Genomic DNA, 20,427 nt, shown 5'->3' on the forward strand with positions numbered 1-20,427 from the left:
ATTCAGCATAATGACTAGCGTTGTGAACTGAATGAGATAGGGGCAAGGTCTCCATCCAGAGAGTATGAAGAAAGAGATTTTGATGCACTTGTTCCACCTTTCACGAACCCGTTATGCCTTTGCCATGTTGATATTTGGCATGTGCTTGCAAAGTGGTTACGCAGTATCCAGCACAAACTCGCCACCAGACTTTGGCAGCAATGTGGTTATTCTTGATCCATCCATGTCGGCTTCTGCCGTGCAAAGCAAGGTGGACAGCATATTCAGCCAGCAACAGAGTAATCAATTTGGCAGCAACCGTTACGCCATTCTGTTTAAGCCAGGCACTTACAATAACAGCGTCAATGTAGGGTTTTATACTCAACTCTTGGGGCTCGGCCAGACGCCAGACGCGGTAACCATCAATGGTGGTGTGCAGGTAGATGCAGCATGGTTTGATAGAGATGCCACGCAGAATTTCTGGCGCGGAGCAGAGAATCTGGCAGTGATTCCTTCTAGCGGCACCATGAAGTGGGCAGTGGCCCAAGCGTCGCCATTACGTCGCGTGCACGTCCGCGGCAGTATGGTACTGGATGATAACGGCTGGTCTAGCGGTGGCTTTATATCAGATAGCCTGATCGATAATGAAATTAACTCTGGTATGCAGCAACAGTGGTTGTCGCGTAATTCTCGCTGGGGTGGCTGGAAAGGCTCTAACTGGAATATTGTGTTTGTGGGTGATGATAACGCACCCTCTGGATTCAATTGGCCTAATCAATCTTATACAGTGATTGAACATACGCCAGTAGCGCGGGAGAAACCATTCCTCACTATTGATAAAAAAGGCAAATACAGTGTGTTTGTACCTAAGCTCACCAATGGTAGCCAAGGAATCACTTGGGGGAATGGTGCAGCGGCAGGGCAATCAATCCCAATCAACAAGTTCTATATTGCCAAAGCGGGTTTAGATACGGCCACTACAATCAACCGAGCCTTGGCTAAGGGCAAGCACCTACTATTGACCCCAGGGGTCTATAAGCTGAATGATACGCTGCGAGTGACCACCGCCAATACCATCGTACTTGGATTGGGTATCGCCACCCTACAACCTATCAGCGGACTATCAGCCATGGAAGTGGGCGATGTAGATGGGGTAAAACTGGCAGGTATTCTGTTTGATGCTGGTGTGATCAATTCTTCAGTCCTGCTCCAAGTTGGGCCGACTGGTAGTAGTGCCAGCCATTCTGAAAATCCCACATCATTGCACGATGTATTTTTCCGCGTGGGCGGAGCGGGAGTGGGTAATGCTACCGTCAGTCTGCGAATCAACAGTAACAACGTGATAGGTGATGACCTCTGGTTGTGGCGAGCGGACCATGGTGATGGCATAGGATGGAGCACTAACACGACGACCAACGGGCTTGAAGTGAACGGCGATAACGTCACCATTTACGGGCTGGCCGTAGAGCATTATCACCAGTATCAGACCGTGTGGAATGGCAATGGCGGCGCCGTGTATTTCTATCAGAGCGAAGCGCCCTATGACGTACCAGATCAAGCAAGCTGGATGAATGGCAGCGTGAATGGCTATGCCTCTTACAAGGTTGCAGATAAAGTTACCAGCCACCAAGCCTGGGGTGTGGGTGTTTACTGCTTTTTTGACACCAACCCCGAAGTGAAATTACATAGCGCGATTGAAGTGCCCAATAGCAATGTCGAGTTGAATGGCATTGTATTTCATGATGTGACTACTGTTTCGCTGGGAGGCACAGGGGAAATAACCCATGTGATTGGCGGATTGGGTGAGGCCGCCAACCCAACTTATCAAGTCATACGTGTCGGAGGATTCATAAATGACGCCACTAGCGGAATCATATCCTCGCCCAAATAATTTGAATTCAGGGTTTAATCGATTGATGGTTCAATTCTGCATGAACCATATCCCTGCATATTTATAAAATCGGAATCATATAGGTGTTCGATTTCTTTTAACTGTCATTCAACGGTCATTTGCTAATGAAACGATAGCCACTATTCTTAGGAATCTTAGGGGTAGTGGTGGCAGCTTCATCTGAGCAAATTAATGTAGAAGATATCGCGGACATAGAAATACCAGTCGCTCAGTACGTTCGCATGTCGACTGAGCACCAACGCTATTCCACCGAAAACCAACAACTCGCTATCGCCGATTACGCTGCTATCCATGGCATGCGTATTGTTAAAACCTATGCCGACTCTGGTAAGAGTGGTCTTAATATCGGTGGGCGACTTGAGCTTCAGCAATTACTAGCAGATGTGCAAAAACCAGATGTTGAGTTTCGCGCCATCCTGGTTTATGACGTAAGTCGCTGGGGTCGATTCCCCGACCCAGATGAAGCTGCCATGTATGAGCAGACCTGTAAAAAGCGAGGCATCCAGGTCATCTATTGTGCTGAACAATTCAGTAATGACGGCTCATTGCAATCCACCATCATTAAAAACATCAAACGCAGTATGGCGGCTGAGTATGCCCGTGAACTGTCAGTCAAAGTTTTCGCGGGCCAGAAAACACTCATCAAGAAGGGCTATCGCCAGGGTGGTACACCAGGCTATGGACTGCGACGACAGCTGATCGATGAACACCACAACATCAAAGGCATTCTGAAGCGTGGTGAGCATAAGAGTATTCAAACAGACCGCGTACTACTTATTCCAGGACCGCCTGATGAGATCGCTACAGTGAATCTCATTTATCAGCTTTTCTTGAAAGATGGGATGCTGGAAAGGGGGATAGCCAATGTGCTTAATGATAAGCGCATTGAATCAGAGACTGGTCGACCGTGGACGCGTGGCCTGGTCCATCAGATCCTCACCAATGAGAAGTACATCGGCAATAACGTTTTCAACCGCACTTCCTTCAAGCTCAAAATCAAACATCAACGCAATGATCCGGCAGATTGGGTTCGCAAAGACGGCGCCTTCGAAGCCATCGTTTCCGTTGATCTGTTTATGCAGGCCCGGGCCATCATTGAGAACCGGTCCAGGCATCTGGATGAAGACCAGATGCTGGAATTGCTAAAGCAGATACTGACCCGACGCGGCATATTGTCTGGCATTATTATCGACGAAGAAGATGGCGCACCTTCCAGTTCTGTTTATCGCAGCCGCTTTGGAAGGGGCTTATACGCTGATAGGACTCAATTCGCGCTGTATCCACTGTGATAACTTACGTCCTAAGGACGTAAGTTATCACAGTGGAGTCACCATGTCAAATAATATCGCGAAAGATTGTTGTTGTTATTTTGATATTGATTAACGTATAATAAACGTCCTCAGGACGTTTATTATACGTTAATCCCTATGCAAATAAAACCATCTCTCTTAAAAGCGTTGGCCAATGAGCTCGCTAGACTACCTCAGCCAGTCATCACGTCTTACCAGCTTGGGCGTCTTATTTTTGACGCCTATCTCACCAACTCCATTGGTGAAGAGAAACTAAGTCTTAAGAAGAATATTCCCGAAAAGACTCAATACAATAATGTTTTAAACAGCATGCTAGGTACAGGAGTGCTTTCGAAAGTTTCTGGCTTGCCAGGTAACTTTTTTAAGATATTAGGGAAGCCTGAAGTCGATGCAGATGAGGTCATTTGCTCAATAGATCCTTTTTGTTATATCTCTCATCTAAGTGCCATGGAGTACCATGGCATAACAGACCGTTTACCTAGAATAGTCTTTGTTTCTACTCCCCCACCTTCGAATTGGAGGGGTTATGCTATGGAGCAGATGCATAAAGATTTAAAGGAAAATCTGAATATTTATATTGAACAGCGCTTTCCTCTGTTAACGCGCCCTCATCCGAAGAAAATTTCAGGAAAGCTTGTGGAGTATAAAAACAATTCCCATATGGGGGCATATAAGATAGTACATGGTCGCTCTTTGCGGGTATCCACTATTGGGAGGACTTTCTTGGATATGCTCAGAGAACCAGAGCTTTGCGGTGGAATTCAGCATGTGATAGATGTATATAAAGAACACTCAAAACAGTATCTCCGTTTAATTTTAGATGAGCTTGATTTACACGGGAAGGATATAGAAAAGGTACGTGCTGGATATATTCTGGAAGATCAGGTCGGTATAAGCAATCCACGAATCGATGCATGGCAGGGAAGTGTTCAAAGAGGAGGTTCCAGAAAATTGGACCCTAACAACGAATATAGCTCATTTTTTTCTGAACGCTGGGCTCTCTCATTAAATCTTCCATCAGTAATATCTAATGCAGATTAATTGGGAGAAGTGGGTAAAAGATGGGGGAGATACTAAATGGCAGCCACTCCGGCAGGCCATTCATATCGTACTTATTTCAGTGGAAAAATGTGACAGCTTGAAAAACCAAATGATGCTAAAAGGGGGAATTTTAATGGCCCTTTGTTACGATAGCTCACGTTATACAAAAGACATAGATTTCTCACAAACCGTAAAATATGAAGCTGGAGATGAGGGAAAGCTCTTGGCCGAATTGGAATCCGCTATACAGGATACCGTCCAAGACATGGATTATGGCTTAGATTGCCGAATCCAAAGCAGTGAGTTAAAACCCCGCAACCTTCTTAATCCAACATTTCCAGTTTTAAATTTGAAAATAGGTTATGCATATAATCATGATACAAGGCAGCATCGTCGATTATTAGAAGGACAAGTACCAACAGTTGTTGAAATAGATTTTAGTTTTAATGAAACAACAAAATCTGTTGAAGAGTTCCAAATCGCGGAAGGGAAAACCCTATTAAGGTATAGTCTCATTGATCTTGTTGCAGAAAAATTCCGCGCGTTATTACAACAAGAAGTTCGAAATAGATATCGAAGGCAAGATTTATACGACTTACATTTGTTAATTAACCAAATTCCAGAGCAATTAAATCCTTTGAGGTCGGAGATACTTTCCGCCTTACAAGAGTCTTGTAAATCTAAAGAATTGGAAATTTCGCAAAACTCAATGAATGGCGAAGTAATTCGTACAAGGACTCATGAAGCTTATGAGCTTTTGGCGGCAGAAGTCGAGGAGGGAACTTTAGTTGAGTTTGATTTGGCATATGAAAAAGTCATGAGTTTCTATAAGTCATTACCTTGGTATTCATAATTGCCTATGACTGAGAGCAGACGTAGCTATTCGTCTGCTCTCAGTTTCAATATACATCTTAGAATCCTAGTCCACTTTGCATACCTCCTACCGGGTCACGTTTAGGATTACGTTTCCCAACCTGCTTCTGTACACCTTTACCGGAAGCTGCTTTGGTTGATTTGCTTTCGGTTTCGGATGATTCAGTAGATTGGCCAGTCTGGATCTTGTGGTGATCTTTCAGGAGTTTCCGGAGGTCGGCTGTACTGATATCCTTAAGTTTAGTCTCACCATTGGTCGCTTCTTCCAGGATGGTTTTAACATCCTTATTAGGTAGCGCATGTGGTTCAATATCCTCCCAGGAAAGCGTATTCTTACCGGACTCCAGCCCATACTGCACTGCGATATCGAGCCATTTCTTGAGTATTCCGATGCAGCCTGCAGACCGTAGATAGAACTTATCGAAATGCACCATGATGTCAGGCGTGACTTCGAATGGCATATGCAGGCGAAATGTATTGAGAGCGCTTCTAAAGGCTTTTTTATCATCAGCAATATAGTCATTGTAGCGAGACATATGAACGACACGGCTACGTCGAACAAGCTGAGCGCTCTGCTGCAATATTTGCAGCAAATCATATGTACCAATCAGGATGATGGTTGTATTGCAGTGCTGAGACAGGGATTTGATAGTCTCGAATTGTTGCCTGAGATACCTGCTGTCGAGCAACAGCATATGGTTTGCTTCATCAATGATCATCACACTGGTCTGGCGCATCCTCATGGTTTTTTCAGAAGCGCGTTTGAGAGCAGCAGGAGTATTCATCGCATAATGTTGCGAAATAGGCTGTTCCATATAGATGTAATCCTGAAAGAGTTGCTTCTGCGCAATGCACGGTTCATTGAACTGCTGAAGCAATCGCGTATGAAAATCCTTCCAGTCGAACTTATGTTTTTCATCAGGGGGCACGGCATCAACTTTTATCACAGGCATGAATGACCTATCTGTGGCCATGCGGTCACTATAGTGCTCCAGGATATTGTTTTCTATCTTGCCAGCAAGGGTGGTTTTACCCACCCCAGTGGGGCCAGTGACAATAATGATGTCAGGACCCGATGCCTGCTCTATCAGCGTCAGGATATCGTCCCTGGCTTTTGTGAGCCTAGGATGACCGATGGTTTTATCGAAGAAATACGCTTGCCTGGCTTCAACTGTGTTCTGTAAAAGCTCTCTTGGGAAACCTTGATGTTCAGGGATGTTTTGCATGATCAGAAATCCTCATACACTTGCAGATCAGCCGCATCAGCTTCGACTTCGTTCTCAATGACTGTACCTTCACTGTCATCACCAACTAATATTGGCTCAGATGGATTCGCTCCAAGCTGTTCCTGATCTCGCCACATCTGTCGCTGTGCCTTGCCTTCTGCCTCAGCGTATTGGATGAAATGGGCGATGCGTTCTGCTGTAATAGATTGCTTCCGGCCCATCATTCTGTCTTTTGATCGCATCTGTTTGGTGATGAGGTCGATCTGTTTGACTGAACGTCTGCTGAAAATAGCGGCTAATGGTGATATGCACTCCATCCAACGACCATTGATATATAGATAAACTACTGAAGCATCATCCGGGTCATAGCGCACGGGGACATCTTTCCCCTGCAACTGTGGATCACGGAATTCTGCACACCAATAAGTCAGGTAGTTGACTGTGACGCCTTTGACAATGTCGATCTTCACTGTTTTCTTGCGTGTGGTCGGCATGCATAGCAGTTTGAATCCTTCGCTATAGCTGATGCGTTTGTGTTCACGGGCACCGCTGTCCAGGAGTCCAATCGCAAACGCATCCGCTGGGCTGATGCCCAGTGTTTTGTGCGGATTGCTCTCATAAACGTCTTGGATCCATTTTGCAAAAAGATCAGTGAAGCTCTCTAGTGTCCAAACACTATGGACGCGCGGGTCATGGGTTGCTGTGCATAGGCGTGCAGTTCGGGTTGCCTGGGTATTGCCCGCTAAATTATGAATTAACTGGTCATTGGTCGTACCAAAGAACCGTTCCATCACTGAGCCATATCGGGCTTTGGACTTGGCACGTGATTTTTTCTGGATTTTTAAGTAAGCGACTAAAGTCTCGAAGTATTCCCCATCGAACTCGGATCCACCATCGACGACAATCACTCTGGGCACTCGGCCATGTTCACGTACACAATTCTTGATCACCATCATGCAGCTGCGATAACTGGGCTCATCAAAGCTGATCCAGAAGGCAAGGACTTTTCTGGTATAGGCATCGAGCATGATGCTGAGCCATGGCCGTTCATAGGTGAGACCTGTTAGTCGATCTGTCAGCTGGATGTCGACCTGGGTGTGATCGATATGGGCAATATCGAATGGGCGTTCACCATGCCGTGGGATCTCCATACTGAGTCGCCAGTAGAATTCTTCATGCACATAGGCTGCACGCTTACCCGATCTGGCAAGCACGACATCGTAAGGGCTTCTTTTCCTGATCTCGGCACTTAAAGCCTTGATGCTTGGGGGTAGAAAACCACTATCCTTACAACGATTTCTGAGTTCACCATAGACACCATTCAGTTTAGGTTTGGTCGCTACAAGATACTTCTCATCAATCACCGCTTGGATGAGTTCGAGCACTGTGTCATCAATCTTGCGGTTTCGGTTGCCACGTTTATGAATCTCAGGAAACAGACCAATGAGTCCGTTACCATAAAGAAATTCTGCCTGGCGAAATTTCCGTCGATAATCTTTTAGAGATCGTTTCGATATGGGGCAGTTACTATCAGCACTATCTGCATCAATATATTGGAAACGATGTAAGGCGACTTTCATTGTTTCAGGGCCAGCCTGGCAGATTTTCTCGTAAGTCCGATCCTGCATTTCCTGTTGCAGATCTGTCGGTAAGCCAGTGATCTTGCCCTCCCTGAAATAGTTGTCGAAATCAATCAGGCTCAGATCACTGCCATGACCATCATGGTTCCTGAGAAAGAGACTCTTTTTGCCAACATTCTCGATCTTCCAGGGTGAGCCATCCCAGACTAATTTTTGCCCTGGGGTAAGGTCGATGATGCTGGTCAAATTTACGCCATTGAATGCGGATACGCTCGTTGACTCCTTTTTGTAAAACTCAGCAGAGATATCATCACGGTACACCATGGCATATTCAGGTCCTGAAATCGGCCCTGAATACATCGGAAAATGCAGATCACCATCGACAATCAGTTTGTAGATCGCATCTGCATTCAACTGCTTATCGGCATGCAAAAGGTCAAGCAAAAGCATCCATGGTTTTTGCTTAAAAAGTGCTTGTGCAATATTTTGTTGCAACTCTGTTGGGCGAGGGCAATCTGCGTCCATGTAGTCTGATAGGAATATCAGATTGCGTAATAGCGTCCAATCATTTTCTTCCGATGATCGCAATTTGTAACCAAGTCCAAGCGATGATGCGTAGGCTTCACCAGGTGGGCAGCGCCAGTTTCCCTGCTCATCCTTGGTATACCGTTCAGGATGGCTTTCGGCCAGTCTGATTAAATGCTCTTCAGATTTGCACTCTATCCAGCCGGTATAGCCATCAGCCAGAATGAAGTAATCAGGGGTGTGAAGTGAAGAGATCAGCCGGTTGTCGCTGACCCTGCGATACTCTAGTTTGATCCTAGGCGGCTGATCATAAAATTCGTGGGTTTCCAGATCATGATCCCACAGATAGACGGCAGCCAATTCACCGCTACTGCTTTCCGCCTGGATGATGACGCCCATTTTTTTGCTTGGGTGTCGAATGGCAGTGCTTCTGGGGCCACTTGAAGTCCTCCGTGAAGGGTCCGACTGGCGGACATTGGCGATGACTAGCCTAGCTTCCTCCGATAAGTGTTCGTTTTCAAAATAAGCTTCTAATTCCGATTGATTTAACATTTTTTGTATTCCTGTGCGTAGTGGTTTCAGGAATCGCTTGGAAATATGGGCGTGAAGCGGCCTATCCCGCTGAGCATCACTCAATGGGTTCGGGATATAGAATGCTGTACTGGTATTGCAGGCTATTGACACTTAGCACTGCTGCAGTAGAATGGTGTCGTACTTGTTCTATCAAGACACCCATCGCCTTGAGTTCTCGCAAAACTTGGGGCGATTGCATTTTCAGTCCCGCAAGACTGTTACCTCATACTCTGTATTTACCTAGCTCATCCCTTTCATAAAAATGGCAGCCTTACGGCTCCCGTCTCTTCATGTACGCCAGACAAAATTATTTACTGTCTGGTGACATAAAATCCAAATTAGCACAGGTTTTTGATCGCGCAAGTTTGGGCGAAACCATATATTAGTAGGCCAAAATTAGAATTTATGCAAGGAATATTATTTGTAAGTTATTGATTTGTAACTGGTAGTTGCAAAATAGAACAAAAAGTTGCGAGAGATCCTACTTAAATCAGGACTGGGCAGAAAATTATTTTTTTTGCTATTTTTCTAAACTTATTTAGATATTGATGCGGAATTCGCTAGTGATTTTATGATGATAAAACAAGAGTTGCGGGAATTGGATTCTGTGATAATAAGCCTTGATAGCACAGTGACATTTATGATGTTCTAAAGTGGAACCTAATAACGAATGATTAATTTAATCTGAGATGCAGTAAAGAAGGATAACTTTGCAATCAATGCATTGAATATTTAAGCCTGATTTTCCCCACACATTCATTCCACATTGTATGCAGTGATATTTCACCTTACTTTTCTTTGGTTTAATTTGGTACTCAAAATTAGTAAATATCTTTGATAAAGGTGTGTAGAGAAATTCTTCGGAAGTTGTTGCTATGTAAGTACGTGCTATAAATCCCTCATCTAATTTCTTGGCGGGCTGCCGATCTATCCAGTTAATTAAATACCCAGTATCTATAAGTTCTAAGCATGCACTCATAAATATTCCATTTTTTTCTGGGTAGTCGGCCATTTTTTGGCCAACTACATTTCCATTAGGTTGGCCGGTGTCACTAGGTATTAAGCCAACAGACTTCATTTTTCTGGCCCATTCTTGATTGTGATAACCGAATCGACTTGGCTGGCCATGTTCAAATTGCCACAAATGACACTGTTCATGCACTAAGGTCTGGAAAATTTCAATCAGATTTTTACTTAGAAAATAAGTGGGATTTAAAGAAATTTCATGTGCATGATTCCCCTTTAAATTTCGCCAGCGAGTAGGAGAGAAAAACCCCATGGTATTTTTCTCTCTTTGTATTGTTATGATGCAATTGGAGAGCTGGTTAGCAAATAAACGCTCATTAAAAAATGAATATGCAAGCTGCAATTGTTCATAAAACTCAATTGTAGGATTTGGTAAGTTCATATTTAAAAATGTATCGTACGAAACATTTTTATGTCAAACTATAAATGAATTATTTTGATTGTTTAAGGGAAATCGCCAGTGAACTTTAAAAGGTTTATTAAGAATCCGCGGAGGCTAGCAGGCAATAATCAGTTTAATTATGTGAGTTTATTCTCAGGCGCAGGATTGGGTGATTATGGATTAAAGCTTGCTGGGGGGAACTGCTTGGCAGCTGTAGAAATTGATCCAAATCGTGCAGCCGTGCATAAATTCAATATAAAAGCGAGAATGTGGGGAAATATTCGCTCGGAAAAAGATACTCTAATTCAAGAGCTTGAAGGTCAAGACATTGATCTTGTGGTGGCGACGCCCCCTTGCCAAAGCTTTTCGACTGCTAATGCAAAGCGAGGCTCTAGAGAAGATCCTGAACATGCCTCACGTGATGCACGCAATCATTTATTTTTTGAGGCTTTGTATGTAATACGAGGTTTGAAACCAAAAGTAGTGTTATTTGAAAATGTGCCAAATTTTTTAAGTAGGAAAGTAAAAAGTAGTAATGGAAGTGTAACTGGATCTGTTCATGACTTTATCTCTGCATCACTTAGCGACTATCAACAATGGGCTAATGTTTTATGTTTTTCAACATTAGGGGTACCACAAAGAAGAAAAAGGTCATTGGCAATTTTTGTGAGAAAGGATGTTGCGAATGAAAGTGGGAGTTTCCCAGATTTGTTAAAGCCAGAATCATGGCCAAATTATCCAACTAATCCCCCCTCTAATATACTGCAAGCATTAGCAGACTCAGAGCCATTAGACTCAGAAACTGAGACGAAGTCTCTTTCAAATAGCGATTTTTTACACCAAGTACCGACACATTCCAGCTTCCATTACAATTGGATAAAAGCGATACCTCCAAACAGCGGAAAAAGTGCATGGCATAACCCATGCCATGTATGTAATGACGATTCGGCTCCTTTCGGAAGTATTCAATGCGAGAAATGTGGAGCCGTAATGATTAACCGACCACATATTTTTGATACAAAAGGCCCGCGTGCCATAAAAGGCTTTACTACTAGTTATAAACGTATGTTGCCAAACGAAATTGCACCGACTATTACAACAGCGAGCGGTGCGTTCAGCAGTGATTTAAAACTACATCCAGTAGAAAATCGCGTTCTAAGTGTGCGCGAGTGTGCCAAGTTGCAGACCATTCCATATTCGTTCAAATGGCCTGCCGAGTTAAACCATAAAAAAGGTAGTTTATTCAGGGAAATGATAGGGGAAGCTGTTCCGCCATTAGTTACTTACCGCTTCGGATGTGCGCTATCCTCACTTCTGAGGTGACAGTTTATCCATAATTAGTGCCAATTGCGGTGTGTGTTGACTCATCGCAATAAGGAATTCTTCTACTGGTTTCCCGCCTAGTTGACATATTTGCTGCACTCTTGCATCTTGCTTGTCTGTCTCAGATCCTGCTAAGAGTGCTGCTAACAGCTCCATATGGTCACGACGAGATCTTTTTAACACATCTTCCCAACGTACATATTCAACTGCAACACTCGCTGTTTTGTAAAGTACCTCATCAAAGTTTCCAGAAACTAAAATCCCATTTACATTTGAACCTGGGAATCTTGATTGAAGATATCGTACATAAGAATTCAATTGTTCATCTTGCCCATAAGATGCTGTGATTTCAGGCCCTTTAAGTTCTACTATAACCATATTGTTTTGATTTGCATCTTCAAAAAATACAAAATCAGGTTGTGTCGCAGCGCCATCTAATGGATGAGTAGTCCGACGAGGAAATATCCCAGATGCCTCTGCTTCGTCACATATTGTTTTTAGAGAATTACGAGGAATATATTTTTCATAATCATTTTTAAGAATCCATGGAAATTGCTCAATCAAAGCTTGAAGTTGGGTCTCCTTGCCTAACATAATATGATTGTGTAGTTGAGTTAAAGCATAAACTCTCTGCGAAAATACTACCGCAAGCGATAGACTTTCAGGTATTAATTGTTCAGATAACTTACCAACAATAATAGAGAATTTATCTGCATCAAATTCAGCAGCTTCTTCCCAAAGTTTTTTTATTAGTTTTCGAGCAGGTTCATGTACCCAAGCTTTAACGGTGGCTTCCACTAACTTTTCTTTGTTAGCTTCTTCTTTTCCCAATCTTGGAGTAACTTCAGCAAGTAAGTCAGCGAGATGGTCTTTCTCAGACTCCCTTAATCCTAAATTTTCATTTTTCTTTAAGACCTGTGTAACTATTTCAATATTTTCAGTTTTAGCTACGGCCTTTCGGTGAGCCGTATATACCTGAATCCACCCCCGAATATTTAGGCTTCCCCATTCATGTAGTTTAGTAAAGTCGTCGTTGTCCCAGTCTATTGATGTGCGATCTGTTGAGATCGCATCATTTTCAAGTTCATCAATCCAATCGGCTTCAACAACCGCATAGAGGTAGCGCGTGAAGATTTCGTTGCCCTTGTTACCAAAGAAAAATGGACGATCTTGAGCAATTTTTCCATGAGCATAAATACCGACGCCTGCTTGATCATGAGACCAGGTAGCTTCTTTAACAAATCCAACCCAATAGCTTATTTCTTTATTGCCTATTGGTGTTTCAACAGTAGCCTTGAGGGAGCCCGAATCAGGTATGCGAATTTCCCATTCAGGAAATACATGTTTTTCAGTGACTTCAGTGTCATTCACTTTAACTTTAAAGTCAGGTCTTGCTAATGTAACTGTAAACCTGCGACCTAAAGACTCCAGCATTGCACTTGGTGAGATAGGTCGTCTCAGTGTTAAATGGTGAGCCCATATGATAGTGCCGCGCCCTGTGCCCGCAATATTATTAAGTAACGGTTTAATTATCTCAGCTAAGGATGCTTCTGATAAAAGACTTGCAATTTCTTTGTTATCCGCAATAACCTCTGGTTCATATTCAGCTAAAGAAGCGCCTTCATGATCAGCAGCCGTCATTTTTTGGTAATCAAATTTAAGCCATGTCGCTTTATTATTTTGTACTGTAATTAGTTCAACAATTTGAGCAACACCAAATGGTGCGAGTTTGCCAATCCCTTTTCTGCCCATTAGCATACGGCCATCGATACTAGTTTCGTTAGGGTTCCCTTTAGCTCTTTTTGCTTTTCCTACAACTAGATATTTTTGAACGAGAGCCGTTTGATCCATTCCCCTTCCATCATCAGCAACAATAATACTTTTTGGGCTTCCATCGGTGTTTGTAATAAGATTTATCCAGATATTGTTTGCATCCGCATCCCATGAGTTCGAAACTAATTCAGCTATAACATTCGTAGGTTTGTTTTGATAAAGTTTTAATCCTAAATGCTCAATTATATTATGTGAGAAGCGGAGGACATATTTGGGTTGTTGGCTACTTGCTGACTCATTTGTATTACTCATATCTTCCCCTTTAAAGTTCTTCCGAAGATTTAAATTGTTAAATACATTATGTAATTATTTTATTGGAGATAATGTAGTGAATCGAATAATAACCTTTGGGTTTAAAGATGGGTATAAATATAGAAGTATGAGAATTTTTTAGATCACTCTTCTTTAATCTAGTCATGGTGCTGCCCTTTTCTGTAAGCGTGTCAGGAAATACTAATAACGGAGCGATACTATTATCACTTATTGCTTTGCAGTGGGACTAAGGGCGAGGGGCTTTACTGTACGACAGCGATGATCTAGTTGATGGGCAATTTGCTTAATGAGCTTATCTGGTAACAGATTGCTGTTAGTTTTAAATAGTATTTGAGCCGCGTTCTTGCCATTAAACACAGTTATGCCATTGCGCCCCGTACGTTTGATAAACCAACCAGGTAAAGCAAGCCCGGGAATTACACTAACACTTTCCCCAACAGCACCCGACAGATATTGCTGTAGCCATTTGGCTTGGCGCTGTGCCTGCTCGATAGGCTTGGTTTCTTGCCACCCAGGAAAATTCAATGTTTTGCCATCATAATTGACGTTCCAGTCGGCTTTACCATCTTTCATTATTGGTTTGGCCCGGCCTTTCGTTTCAATAGCATATATACCTGAAGGGCCAACCAGCACATGGTCAATATTAAAACCTTCGGCAGGGATGTCGTGAAACACCCAATAACTATGATGTGCTAGCAAATTCAACTCCTGGGCAACCGCTAATTCAGCATCGAGTCCTAATGAGAGCTTGTTCTTCTTGTTTGCTAGTTGATACATTTTGCGGCCCGAATACAAAGTGGCGCCTAATCCGACTAACGTATAAAAAACGATGGAAAATAAATCGCCCCATTTGATGTTACCGAACACGACATTACTTAAGTATCCGCTATAAAGAATTAAGGGGATAAGCGGTGTCACAGCCATATTTAACATCAAATCAACGGACACATCATCTAATTCGATGCGAAGGGATTCACCAGGGCTTCTTAACAAGTCCCTTGTGATTGGATTGCGTCGTTTTGCTACATTACGTTTCTTAAAGAATACCAGTCCATAGACAATAGCAATCATTGGCACAAGGCAAAGCAAGGGAATTAGGCTAATCAACATCGCAAAATTTCTAATATTCACATAGAGGGAAGCATGCAACAAAAATGCTGATAGAGCAAAATATACCACTTCTGTAAGAGTGATTTTCAAGTACAGAGTTGATATTAAAAACGTGACAATTTTAAGATGCGATAATCGGAAGCATAAAATTGCTGTAGCAAATCGGAAGCATATAACTGTCTTTGGGACATAGTTATGCTTCCTCTGACAAATACGTCTTGCGAAGTAAAATTCTGTGGCGCGCCCGACAGGAGTCGAACCTGTGACCTTTGGCTTCGGAAACCAACACTCTATCCAACTGAGCTACGGGCGCGTGTGTGGCGTGGAAGCACGATTATAGCAAATGGGTACTAGCTTGTCCTTTTAAGCCGCGCCGCTTATCAGTATAATCAACATCTTTACCTACGCTTTTAGGATTTAACGGTCATGAGCGATTCAGATCACGATTTCCCCAAAACCACAGCGAAGCAAGTCATCCTTGCAACATTAGGTGGATTAATCCCGCCTCTGTTGGTTATTTTTCTGGTTGTTAAATTATTGATGGGGATTCAGGCATCGCATATTCCTGATGCTGATCCGGCTATAGAAAGCGCTTTGGTTGCAGAGCGCATCAAGCCTGTAGCCACGATTGATCTGGCAGTAGTGGAGTCAGGTCCACACGTTGATAAAACAGGCGAGGCCGTTGTTGGCGCAGTCTGTTCTGCCTGTCATGCCGTTGGCGCTTTAGGCTCACCTAAGATTGGCGATGCTGCTGCTTGGGGTCCACGTATCAAGCAGGGTTATGAAACACTGATTTCGCATGCGATCAATGGTATTCGCCAAATGCCCGCACGTGGTGGTAACCCAGATTTAACAGATAATGAAATTGCTAACGCGGTCGCTTATATGGCAAATAAAGGTGGCGCGAGCTTCAAAGCGCCTGAAGCTGGTGGGGCAGTTGGTGGTGCTTCTGCACCAGCCGCCGCTGCAACTCCAGCGCCTGTGGCTGAAGCCCCTGTAGCGCAAGCAAAGCCTGCTACTCCAGCAGAGCCGAAAAAGGTTGCAGCAGCACCTGCCGCTAAACCTGAAGCTACAGAAAAACCTGCAGCGCCTCCTGCGGCATCTGAAGTAGTTGCCACTAAAGAAGCCGCACCTGCTGGTAAGAGCGGTGAGCAGGTATATAACAGTGTATGTACCATGTGCCATTCTGTAGGTTTGATGGGCGCCCCAAAGTTTGGTGATAAAGATGCCTGGGCTCCACGCATTGCGCAGGGCTATGACACCTTGGTGCAGCATGCACTTAAAGGCATACGTATGATGCCAGCCAAAGGCGGTAATCCAGCGTTAAGCGATACTGAAGTCGCTGGCGCTGTGGCTTATATGGCCAATAACGGTGGTGCAAATTTCAAGTAATGATTCTACTCACAGCACGATTTTCTGATCGGGCGTAACTGATGGCAACCTACGCAATTGGCGATATTCAAGGTTGCCATTTTTCTTTTCAGCATCTGCTGTCTGAAATTCAATTCAATCCAAGTAGAGACCGCCTCTGGCTAGTGGGCGATATCGTCAATCGCGGTGCAGGTTCGCTTGAAGTCTTGCGCTGGGTTTACCAACATAGGGCTGTAATCAACTTGGTGCTCGGTAATCATGATTTGCATGCGATCACGGTGGCTGAAGGTTTTGCCAAGGCACACCGAGGCGATACCCTGCAAGCCATACTGGATGCGCCTGACAGAGATGTGCTGCTTGGCTGGTTGCGCTGCCAGCCATTGATACATGATGGCGGCGAATATGTGATGGTGCATGCTGGCCTGTTACCACAATGGACTATTCAGGCTGCAACCAGCCTTGCCGCTGAAGTATCACAGGCATTATGCAGTGATGATTATCGTGACTTTCTCGCCCAGATGTATGGCAACCAACCAGCCACCTGGAGTGATGAGCTTGAGGGAATGGATCGCTTGCGCGTCATCACCAACGCGTTTACGCGTTTACGAATTTGTAATGATGCTGGTGAGATGGATTTCAAGTTCAAAGGCGAATTATCTGATATTCCCCAAGGCTACCAACCCTGGTTTGATATTGCAGGCCGCCAATCTAAAGACGCAACAATCATCTTTGGTCATTGGTCAGCACTGGGTTTGCAGCAGCGTGACAAGCTTTTTGCGTTGGATACAGGTTGCTTGTGGGGTGGGCAGCTCACAGCGCTAAGGCTTGAAGATCGCGCCTTATTTCAGGTGCCTTGCAGTCTGGAAGACGCACCGCAGCTTATTACACCAGACTAAGTAGCCAGATTAAACTAAGCGGCTAAGTTAAGTTTTTCGGCAATTTCCTGGCGCGTGAGATTGGCTAAATCTCTGCGGTCATGCTCTTGTGGATTGATCGGCGTCAGAAAATCCATCACGACCACTGGCGTGCGTTGCGCGATGATCATTTTCATTGATTCAAAAAAACTGATGTCTCCCCAGTACGCCATTTCAAGATTTGGTTTGCCGTCAGGCAAAGGATAGCTAATGGCAAATGGCCATACTTGTGAATTCGCATTGATCGCTGCTTGAATCAGGCTGCTTTTGAATGGCTTGATTTCAGTACCATCCGTGGTCGTGCCTTCAGGGAAGTAACACAGGCAATCATTTGATTTAAGGCTTTCCGTTGCTACCTTGACCATGCGCCCAGCATCTTGTTTGCGTTCACGTTCAGTGAATAAAGTATTCACCTTCATTGCAAACCAGCCGATTAAAGGCCAGTGCCTGATCTCTGATTTGGCAACGAAACGTACGGTACGCACGCTGTTTAACGCGTGAATATCAACCCATGAGATATGGTTAGCGATAAACATCACATTGGTCACGTCATTGGCAGGCACTTTGCCCGTGACGACAATCTTGATATTGAGTACACCCAGTAATTTGCGCGACCAGCGGCTGATGATCAATTCACGGTTTCTGGCACTTACTCTAGGCAAGACAGTACTCGCCACCACCACACCGTACAGGGTGTGGATGATGAGGCGAATGCTGCGGTAGATGCGCGTGACGAGTGAAGAGTGTTGCGGCAAAATGGTGGGTGCAAAACTACCTAAAGTGATTGAAGACATATTAGCCAGTAATCATATTACTTGAAGAAATGCGCGGCGTAACGTCTGTTAATTCTTGATAAAGGTAGCATAACTAGCATGTCTGCGGTATTAAAATCAGGGTCCCATGCTGGCTCGCCGCATATATAAGCACCTAAACGCAAATAGCCTTTGATGAGTGCCGGGGTTTGAACTTCAATGTCTTTTTTCAGGGTTTCCATCGGTAACGGGCAGCGTGGGAATACGCGGTACTCAGGCGGCGATAGGTAGTCATTTTGCAGCTTGTGATACAAGCTTGCTGCAACATGGCCGCCGTCTGCCATACCAACACTGCCGCAACCGATCATGAATTCATAACGATTGGCTTGCATGTATTTAGCTAACCCAGCCCACAGCATGGTGATGGTGGCACCACTTCTGAAATCAGGATGTACGCAAGCACGGCCGACTTCAACGGTACGATCTGACAAGTGGCTCAAGCGGCTAAGGTCAAATTCGCCAGCTGAATAATAACCACCAGCTTCACTGACCATCATTGGGCTAAGGATGCGGTAAGTGCCTACTACCTTGCCAGTATTGTTATCACGCACCAGCAAATGTTCGCAGAAGTCATCAAAGCCATCACGGTCTAAACCATCTTTACTGGCTAGGTTGGCGCCCATTTCTTCGGCAAATATTTTATACCGTAAGCGCTGTGCTTCTTCGATGTCAGAAGCATTACGGGCAAAGCTGACGGTTAAATTCTGAGGTTCTTGCTGTAAGACTCGTCCAGAGTGCTTTTCGAGCATTTGTCATCCCTTAATTGGTTTTAAACAATTAGGAATTTACGAATTTTAGATGACAGAACGGTGACTGAATATTTAAGGTTGTGTGAATCAGGTGACATTAAAAAATAAAGCGCTGGATGAGTCTTGCTCATCCAGCGCTTATTGTGAAATCTAAACTTAGTTACACATAAATCTGGTTTAGTGGCTAACGCGAGTGGTGCTGCCGCTTTCAACCAGGCGTACTCTTTCGCCAGGTTGAAACGCTTCATCGGCTTCTTGCACAATGGCAACCAAGGCGCCGCTATCCAGTTTAACGGTAATCTCCAGGCCATTTTTGCGCGTTACGCCTTCTTCAAGCGCGCTACCTGCAACACCGCCAGCAATTGCACCAATTACCGCCGCAATGGCTGAACCTTTGCCGCCGCCGATAGTGCTACCGGCGACACCACCAACAACTGCGCCGCCTACAGTACCTACTGGAGATTTTGTGCCTTCAAGTTTTACCTGACGCACGCTTTCAACCACACCCATTTTGATCGTTTGCACTTTACGTGCTTCATCCCGGCTGTATACGTCGCCTGAGTTTGAGCTGGCACAAGCAGCCAATAATACTGAAATCATTAAAACGGCTAATATTTTTACGCTACGCATATTGCACTCCTTCGTTAATTAATCTTCTTAAACTCAATTCAGTTGAATACTACTACCAAACGCATCTTGGTATAAATCTGCAATCGCAGACTTGCTCGGCTTATGATTCTGTCCGCCACGGCTAGCGATTTTGATTGCACCCATTACCGCAGCCAGTTGACCAGATTCTTTCCAGCCCCAACCTTGGTTGATGCCATACAACAAACCTGCGCGGTAGGCATCGCCACAGCCAGTGGGGTCCAGTATCTCAGTAGCTTTAACGCAGGGTATTTCTATGCGTTGACCATCGACCATAATCACAGAGCCATCAGCGCCTTTGGTCACGATGAGGGCTTTTACTTTTAACGCGATGTCTTCCAGTGATAGACCCGTTTTCTCTTGTAAAAGTTGCCCTTCGTAATCGTTGACGGCAACGTAGTCAGCCATCTCAATAAAGTACAGCAGCTCTTCACCATTGAACATCGGCAAGCCTTGGCCTGGGTCAAACAAATAGGGGATGCCTGCTTCATGGCATTCACGCGCATGCTGGAACATGCCGTCACGGCCATCTGGGGCGATAATCGCCACGCTGACATCTTTAGTATGGTTCACGCTATTTTCATGCGAGTGATTCATGGCGCCTGGGTGAAACGCGGTGATCTGGTTATCACTCATATCCGTGGTGATGAACGCTTGTGCGGTAAAGCTATTGCTGATGGGTTTGATGTGAGTCTGCTTGATTTCATTGCTATCCAGCCAAGTGCGATAACTGGCAAAATCAACGCCGACCGTGGCCATGATCAAGGGGTTACCACCCAATAACTGCAGGTTGTAAGCGATATTGCCAGCCGTACCGCCAAATTCACGCCGCATTTCTGGTACCAGAAATGCAACATTCAGCATGTGGATTTTGTCGGGTAGGATGTGGTTTTTGAAATGGTCAGGGAAGACCATAATGGTGTCGTAAGCGAGTGAGCCAGAGATGAGCGTATGCATGAGGATTTCT

Annotated in this window: 17 protein-coding genes and 1 tRNA gene; 7 read left to right on the forward strand and 11 right to left on the reverse strand. The window is 44.5% G+C overall.

Features of this window, described 5'->3' with window-relative positions; translation table 11 throughout:
• Positions 1-82: 82 nt before the first annotated feature.
• The 4 genes from ZMTM_RS02145 to ZMTM_RS02160 all read left to right on the forward strand — a co-directional run bounded on the left by ZMTM_RS02145 (position 83) and on the right by ZMTM_RS02160 (position 5,095).
• Entirely contained in the window at positions 83-1,870 is a 1,788-nt protein-coding gene (locus tag ZMTM_RS02145) for an adenylyl cyclase (protein ID WP_221764703.1), read from the forward strand.
• A gap of 167 nt (positions 1,871-2,037) precedes the next feature.
• Positions 2,038-3,180, forward strand: a complete 1,143-nt coding sequence (locus ZMTM_RS02150; RefSeq protein WP_221764704.1) for a recombinase family protein — start codon at positions 2,038-2,040, stop codon at positions 3,178-3,180.
• Positions 3,181-3,318: 138 nt separating this feature from the next.
• Entirely contained in the window at positions 3,319-4,242 is a 924-nt protein-coding gene (locus tag ZMTM_RS02155) for a type IV toxin-antitoxin system AbiEi family antitoxin domain-containing protein (protein WP_221764705.1), read from the forward strand.
• Positions 4,232-5,095 (forward strand): nucleotidyl transferase AbiEii/AbiGii toxin family protein, encoded by an 864-nt coding sequence (locus ZMTM_RS02160; protein WP_221764706.1) that lies wholly within the window; start codon positions 4,232-4,234, stop codon positions 5,093-5,095. Before ZMTM_RS02155 ends, ZMTM_RS02160 begins: the two co-directional genes overlap by 11 nt.
• A gap of 58 nt (positions 5,096-5,153) precedes the next feature.
• On the opposite strand, the gene ZMTM_RS02165 is transcribed toward ZMTM_RS02160, so the two are convergent.
• From ZMTM_RS02165 to ZMTM_RS02180, 4 genes are all read right to left on the reverse strand, one after another.
• Positions 5,154-6,341, reverse strand: a complete 1,188-nt coding sequence (locus tag ZMTM_RS02165; RefSeq protein WP_221764707.1) for a TniB family NTP-binding protein — start codon at positions 6,339-6,341, stop codon at positions 5,154-5,156.
• Between the two features lie 2 nt (positions 6,342-6,343).
• Positions 6,344-8,998, reverse strand: a complete 2,655-nt coding sequence (locus tag ZMTM_RS02170; RefSeq protein WP_221764708.1) for a Mu transposase C-terminal domain-containing protein — start codon at positions 8,996-8,998, stop codon at positions 6,344-6,346.
• 76 nt (positions 8,999-9,074) lie between these two features.
• Positions 9,075-9,218, reverse strand: coding sequence for a hypothetical protein (locus ZMTM_RS02175; RefSeq protein WP_221764709.1), 144 nt, complete (start codon positions 9,216-9,218; stop codon positions 9,075-9,077).
• Between the two features lie 480 nt (positions 9,219-9,698).
• Positions 9,699-10,427 (reverse strand): SprT-like domain-containing protein, encoded by a 729-nt coding sequence (locus tag ZMTM_RS02180; RefSeq protein WP_221764710.1) that lies wholly within the window; start codon positions 10,425-10,427, stop codon positions 9,699-9,701.
• Between the two features lie 78 nt (positions 10,428-10,505).
• Between ZMTM_RS02180 and ZMTM_RS02185 the strand changes: the two genes are divergently transcribed.
• On the forward strand, positions 10,506-11,750 hold the full coding sequence (locus tag ZMTM_RS02185) for a DNA cytosine methyltransferase (RefSeq protein ID WP_221764711.1): 1,245 nt from the start codon (positions 10,506-10,508) through the stop codon (positions 11,748-11,750).
• Here ZMTM_RS02185 and ZMTM_RS02190 read toward each other — a convergent pair.
• From ZMTM_RS02190 to ZMTM_RS02200, 3 genes are all read right to left on the reverse strand, one after another.
• Positions 11,736-13,835: an ATP-binding protein gene (locus ZMTM_RS02190; protein WP_221764712.1), complete on the reverse strand. Its 2,100-nt coding sequence runs from the start codon at positions 13,833-13,835 to the stop codon at positions 11,736-11,738. The genes ZMTM_RS02185 and ZMTM_RS02190 overlap by 15 nt on opposite strands.
• A 228-nt stretch (positions 13,836-14,063) precedes the next feature.
• Positions 14,064-15,056, reverse strand: coding sequence for a nuclease-related domain-containing protein (locus ZMTM_RS02195; protein ID WP_225907063.1), 993 nt, complete (start codon positions 15,054-15,056; stop codon positions 14,064-14,066).
• Positions 15,057-15,202: 146 nt separating this feature from the next.
• A tRNA-Arg gene (locus tag ZMTM_RS02200) sits at positions 15,203-15,279 on the reverse strand.
• 113 nt (positions 15,280-15,392) lie between these two features.
• Between ZMTM_RS02200 and ZMTM_RS02205 the strand changes: the two genes are divergently transcribed.
• Entirely contained in the window at positions 15,393-16,358 is a 966-nt protein-coding gene (locus tag ZMTM_RS02205; protein WP_221764713.1) for a c-type cytochrome, read from the forward strand.
• Between the two features lie 41 nt (positions 16,359-16,399).
• Positions 16,400-17,233 carry a symmetrical bis(5'-nucleosyl)-tetraphosphatase gene (locus ZMTM_RS02210; protein WP_221764714.1) on the forward strand — a complete coding sequence of 278 codons (834 nt, stop codon included), beginning with the start codon at positions 16,400-16,402 and terminating at the stop codon, positions 17,231-17,233.
• A 14-nt stretch (positions 17,234-17,247) separates the two neighbouring features.
• On the opposite strand, the gene ZMTM_RS02215 is transcribed toward ZMTM_RS02210, so the two are convergent.
• The 4 genes from ZMTM_RS02215 to ZMTM_RS02230 all read right to left on the reverse strand — a co-directional run bounded on the left by ZMTM_RS02215 (position 17,248) and on the right by ZMTM_RS02230 (position 20,417).
• The gene (locus tag ZMTM_RS02215) at positions 17,248-18,045 is read right to left on the reverse strand and encodes a lysophospholipid acyltransferase family protein (RefSeq protein WP_221764715.1); all 798 of its coding nucleotides are present in this window, start codon (positions 18,043-18,045) and stop codon (positions 17,248-17,250) included.
• A gap of 17 nt (positions 18,046-18,062) precedes the next feature.
• Positions 18,063-18,812 carry a GNAT family N-acetyltransferase gene (locus ZMTM_RS02220; RefSeq protein ID WP_221764716.1) on the reverse strand — a complete coding sequence of 250 codons (750 nt, stop codon included), beginning with the start codon at positions 18,810-18,812 and terminating at the stop codon, positions 18,063-18,065.
• A gap of 177 nt (positions 18,813-18,989) precedes the next feature.
• Positions 18,990-19,442, reverse strand: coding sequence for an outer membrane lipoprotein (locus ZMTM_RS02225; RefSeq protein WP_221764717.1), 453 nt, complete (start codon positions 19,440-19,442; stop codon positions 18,990-18,992).
• Between the two features lie 33 nt (positions 19,443-19,475).
• Positions 19,476-20,417, reverse strand: coding sequence for a carbohydrate kinase family protein (locus ZMTM_RS02230; protein WP_221764718.1), 942 nt, complete (start codon positions 20,415-20,417; stop codon positions 19,476-19,478).
• Between the last annotated feature and the right edge of the window lie 10 nt (positions 20,418-20,427).

It is taken from the genome of Methyloradius palustris, assembly GCF_019703875.1.
Classification (GTDB): Bacteria; Pseudomonadota; Gammaproteobacteria; order Burkholderiales; family Methylophilaceae; genus Methyloradius; species Methyloradius palustris.

What these genes read in the sequence shown, in the direction of transcription:
- ZMTM_RS02215 (WP_221764715.1), bottom strand. Translation starts at nt 18,045, where the DNA reads ATGTCTTCAATCACTTTAGGTAGTTTTGCACCCACCATTTTGCCGCAA.
- ZMTM_RS02225 (WP_221764717.1), bottom strand. Translation starts at nt 19,442, where the DNA reads ATGCGTAGCGTAAAAATATTAGCCGTTTTAATGATTTCAGTATTATTG.
- ZMTM_RS02175 (WP_221764709.1), bottom strand. Translation starts at nt 9,218, where the DNA reads ATGCAATCGCCCCAAGTTTTGCGAGAACTCAAGGCGATGGGTGTCTTG.
- ZMTM_RS02180 (WP_221764710.1), bottom strand. Translation starts at nt 10,427, where the DNA reads ATGAACTTACCAAATCCTACAATTGAGTTTTATGAACAATTGCAGCTT.
- ZMTM_RS02220 (WP_221764716.1), bottom strand. Translation starts at nt 18,812, where the DNA reads ATGCTCGAAAAGCACTCTGGACGAGTCTTACAGCAAGAACCTCAGAAT.
- ZMTM_RS02230 (WP_221764718.1), bottom strand. Translation starts at nt 20,417, where the DNA reads ATGCATACGCTCATCTCTGGCTCACTCGCTTACGACACCATTATGGTC.
- ZMTM_RS02145 (WP_221764703.1), top strand. Translation starts at nt 83, where the DNA reads ATGCACTTGTTCCACCTTTCACGAACCCGTTATGCCTTTGCCATGTTG.
- ZMTM_RS02205 (WP_221764713.1), top strand. Translation starts at nt 15,393, where the DNA reads ATGAGCGATTCAGATCACGATTTCCCCAAAACCACAGCGAAGCAAGTC.
- ZMTM_RS02170 (WP_221764708.1), bottom strand. Translation starts at nt 8,998, where the DNA reads ATGTTAAATCAATCGGAATTAGAAGCTTATTTTGAAAACGAACACTTA.
- ZMTM_RS02210 (WP_221764714.1), top strand. Translation starts at nt 16,400, where the DNA reads ATGGCAACCTACGCAATTGGCGATATTCAAGGTTGCCATTTTTCTTTT.
- ZMTM_RS02190 (WP_221764712.1), bottom strand. Translation starts at nt 13,835, where the DNA reads ATGAGTAATACAAATGAGTCAGCAAGTAGCCAACAACCCAAATATGTC.
- ZMTM_RS02155 (WP_221764705.1), top strand. Translation starts at nt 3,319, where the DNA reads ATGCAAATAAAACCATCTCTCTTAAAAGCGTTGGCCAATGAGCTCGCT.
- ZMTM_RS02165 (WP_221764707.1), bottom strand. Translation starts at nt 6,341, where the DNA reads ATGCAAAACATCCCTGAACATCAAGGTTTCCCAAGAGAGCTTTTACAG.
- ZMTM_RS02160 (WP_221764706.1), top strand. Translation starts at nt 4,232, where the DNA reads ATGCAGATTAATTGGGAGAAGTGGGTAAAAGATGGGGGAGATACTAAA.